Consider the following 3,924-nt stretch of genomic DNA (forward strand, 5'->3'; position numbering starts at 1 on the left):
ATCACCTCTTGTGGTATCGATACCACACTCTAATACATTTTTACCACTTTTAGAACATCTTGTCAATATTTTTATGTGGGTTTTTTTTTAACATTTATCTGAACACGCCCGTTAAAATTCAAAACACAGTAAATATCCTGTTTTTTTATATTAAAAAAAATACAGCCCTTTTAATCCTTTCTTTGAAGATACCATGAAAACTATTCTTGATTGGGTGTAGTAGATTCACTGCCATAGACATTAGTATGCATGGTTAATTTAACCCCTTATAAAAAATGGATTTTTTATAAAAAATAAGGTAAAATGGCTGTTAAGAATATTCTACCTTGGAGAGAAACTGATGAAGAAAAAAGCAGACGAACTACTATCACTCTATGAAAGCATTATTATTTCTGATGATAAGGTTTTTGAAAAAATGAAATGGAAGGTAAAGGAGGAGATCTTTAAACTTTTAGAAAGTCCCAATAGTTCATTTATAGGGGACAGGAGAATTTACGAAGGGGATATTTTAAAAGATCTTATTCTCAAAGAGCGCTTTAAATCAGAGAGACATTCCCTACCTATGAACTACATTCTCTTTGAAAAACTTACTCCATGCATGAACATAGAAAATATAGAAAACTTAGGTATCCTCATGCTTGAAAATATAAGATACGAAGATATCCTGGGGTATATCCCCTCTGTTGGATTTATAATGGTCTTATTCAATACTCCCAAGGAAAGTGCATTTACCATAAAAGAAAGACTCATTGAATCCCATGAATTTACAAAAATATCAAACAGTTTCAACATAAAAGTTATGGATGAAAAGGATTTTGTCCTTTTAAATATTTATTCAGAGAAAAAATAATACTTCCAAATTTGGACTCTTTTTATAGTCATTTTTATTTTTTTTCATAGACAATAAAAAAACAGCCAGTGTAGAGCTGTTTTTTTATTGATGTCAGATTTTTCCCAACTTTCTCAAAATCAGCTGGTGACGGCTGATTTATCTGAATAATCACTGAAGTGCTCTGATTGATTTCGTTACGGCTGCTTAGGTGTATTTAAAATTTACTTTAAGAAATAATTGCTTTCCGGAGGATTACGGACTATTCTAACACAAACATTATCAACATTTTTTATTGGAAGGGTTTTAAAAATTTTAACCTGATTTAAAGGTATCCGATCCCATATTCCTCAGCGGTAAAACATGCCTACATATTTCCAAAATTCCTATTAAACACAGCAGCTAAAAAAATCAGATTTCTATGACTGGGTGCCTTCGATACAGTAAACAAGGTAAAAAATATTAGGGACCGATTACTACATATAATCGGAATTTTTTTACCAGGTTTATTTTTTGATATACTTTAGGAGTATTCGTGATAAAAATATCTTTAATTTTTAATTGGTAATGTTTTCTCATTGACACAATAGTAAATATAAAGTATATTTTACTCATTAATTATATTAAATCAGAGAATTAAAAACTAACATATTTTTGTAAAAACTACTCTTATTTTGAAATATAGTTATAATTTTAACAAATTAAGCAGGTGATTAATATGGTTCCCTTTAAAAATGATCTGAAAGGTAACGGAGGCCTTGAAACAGAATTTGTAAAAATACTCTATTACCATTTAGACAAAGATTACTCAGGAGAATACAGAACTTTTAACTTTCCCAGGTTCTGTAGCATTATAGAGGGAGAGATAAAGGTAACTCTGAACTCTGACAAGACCCTTATCTATAACAGGGATAACTTTCTCCTCCTCCCTTCTGACTCCCATGTTCATATGGATATCACAAAAAATACCAAGGCTCTGGCCTTTGAATTTAATAACAGTCTCATAGAAACAGTCCTAAAAAAAACAGATATACTAAAGTCTTCAAAAAAAAATCTGAACCATAAAGACAAATATATTCTGGGTAATAACAGAAATGAAATTTCCGAGGATATATGGAATCTTTTTGTAACCAGCAGAGAAAAAAACAACAACAAAAAATTTCTCATAGATCTCTATGTCCAAAAATTAGTCTATGACCTAATACAGGATGATTCTACTCATAATCTCCTATACCCAAATGAGTCTCACCCTGTTTCTAAATCTATAAAATTTATAGATGAAAATATAACAAATAATATCTCTGTGAAAGAACTGGCAGAGTCTCTGTATATGTCAGAGTCCAATTTTTCACATATGTTTAAAAAAAATACAGGGGGCAACCCAAACGAATATATCAGGGACAAAAAACTGGAATATTCAAAGGAACTTCTCAAAATAAAAAGTGTAACAGAAACCTCCTTTGATCTGGGATACGAAAACATCTCCTATTTTATAAAACTTTTCAAGAAAAAATACGGTCTGACTCCAAAACAGTATCAGATATCACTTAACAAAGAAGGAAAATATTAGAAATCACAGAAAGCCCTCTAGAAGATAGAGGGTTTTTTAATGTGATAATTTCAAAATAGTACTATAATTAATTTATAATAATTACTAAAAAGGAGTCTGGTGAAATTGGAACTATTGAAAAAAAATGACAGTCTTGAGTATTTTGTAGAAAAAGGATTTAGCCCTAAGTATCTCGAGCCTATAGCCAAAAATGTATTGTGGAAAATCAGAAACAAGTGGGACGACTACAATGAAGTATCCCATTGCTGCAAATTTATAGAAAGCGTCAGAGAATCACGTGATATATGGATTGAGACACATTTTATAAAAAATGATTCTAAAATCCTAGGAGTAATATTTGTCACTGGAGGAAAGGTCGATCTAAATCAGCTTTTTAAAGTAAACCTGCCCTACCAATTCCAGGAGGGAAAGAGCATCATTATCAGTTACTTTCACATAATTCCAGAAACAAGGGGCGTGGGAGAGGAATGGCTGCGTAATGTCGTGATCCCATATTACAGGGAAAAGGGTATAGAGGAGATATTCATAAAATCCTCACACCTCAAGGCATTCTCTCTTTATGCCAGACTGGGAAAGGAAATCGAGACCTACACTACTCAGAGTGACAACCGCCTTTACAGCAGAAAGGGGAAAATTTTTCTTATAAAAATTTGATATTTAACCCAAATAAAATACGTATATATGCAAAGGAGATCAGCTATGAAAAATATAAAAGAGTTGAAAAAGCTCATAAGTAAAGTGAGCTCCAGACAGCTTTTTGCAGTCCTTGCAACATCTTATGAAAACCAGCCCTACACCAGTCTTGTGGCTTTTGCTCTCACAGAAGATCTTAAAAAACTTATTTTCATAACGCCTCGGGATACAAGAAAATTTCAATATTTGTCAGAGAACAACATGGTATCTCTCATGATAGAAAACAGCGAAAATCAAAAGGTAGACATCACCCAAGCTGTGGGAATCACAATAACCGGGAAATCCAGAGACAGCTCTGGAGAGGAAAAAGAAAAACTGCTGAAGACTTTCATTTCAAAGCATCCCCAAATGGAGGAATTTGCCATTTCCAAAGGATGCTCTGTAGTCTCTGTAGATATAAATCGGTATGACGTGGTGGAAAGGTTCCAAAATGTTTCTGTCCTTGAGTTTGACGAAAAGTCTTAGGGAGGTGTGATATGATAATCCCAATAAAAAAAATCAAAGAAAAAAATCTTCCTAAGGTGGGAGAAAAAGCCTACAATCTTTCGAGACTAAATTCCCTGGGGTACCTTATCCCAGAAGGTATATCCCTTACTGAAGACCTCTACAGAAAATTTTTAAATGAAACAGGACTCATCGATAAAATAAAAATGGAACTGGCAAGAAGAGAGCTCTCTGCAATGAGGTGGGAGGAGCTTTGGGACACATCTCTTCGTATAAGAAATCTGTTTCTGAGAACAGAAATCCCGGAAAAGGTTTACAGAGAACTTCAGCATGGCCTGGCTGAATATGATGAAATCCCTGTGGTAGTGAGATCATCTGCTCCCGGAGA

The 3,924-nt window shown here is 33.2% G+C and carries 5 protein-coding genes; all 5 read left to right on the forward strand.

All coding sequences use genetic code 11. From position 1 onward, the window contains the following. Positions 1 to 340: 340 nt before the first annotated feature. A complete protein-coding gene (locus ABZA26_RS09550) occupies positions 341 to 850 on the forward strand; it encodes a hypothetical protein (RefSeq protein WP_372714295.1) in 510 nt (169 codons plus the stop codon). Between the two features lie 697 nt (positions 851 to 1,547). After that, positions 1,548 to 2,399, forward strand: a complete 852-nt coding sequence (locus ABZA26_RS09555) for a helix-turn-helix transcriptional regulator (RefSeq protein ID WP_372714296.1) — start codon at positions 1,548 to 1,550, stop codon at positions 2,397 to 2,399. A 105-nt stretch (positions 2,400 to 2,504) separates the two neighbouring features. Then, a complete protein-coding gene (locus tag ABZA26_RS09560) occupies positions 2,505 to 3,053 on the forward strand; it encodes a hypothetical protein (protein ID WP_372714297.1) in 549 nt (182 codons plus the stop codon). 45 nt (positions 3,054 to 3,098) lie between these two features. After that, a complete protein-coding gene (locus tag ABZA26_RS09565) occupies positions 3,099 to 3,557 on the forward strand; it encodes a pyridoxamine 5'-phosphate oxidase family protein (RefSeq protein ID WP_372714298.1) in 459 nt (152 codons plus the stop codon). Between the two features lie 11 nt (positions 3,558 to 3,568). Continuing rightward, on the forward strand, positions 3,569 to 3,924 hold a 356-nt coding region (locus ABZA26_RS09570; protein WP_372714299.1), incomplete at its 3' end, for a PEP/pyruvate-binding domain-containing protein.

It is taken from the genome of Ilyobacter sp., assembly GCF_041583315.1.
GTDB lineage: Bacteria > Fusobacteriota > Fusobacteriia > Fusobacteriales > Fusobacteriaceae > Ilyobacter.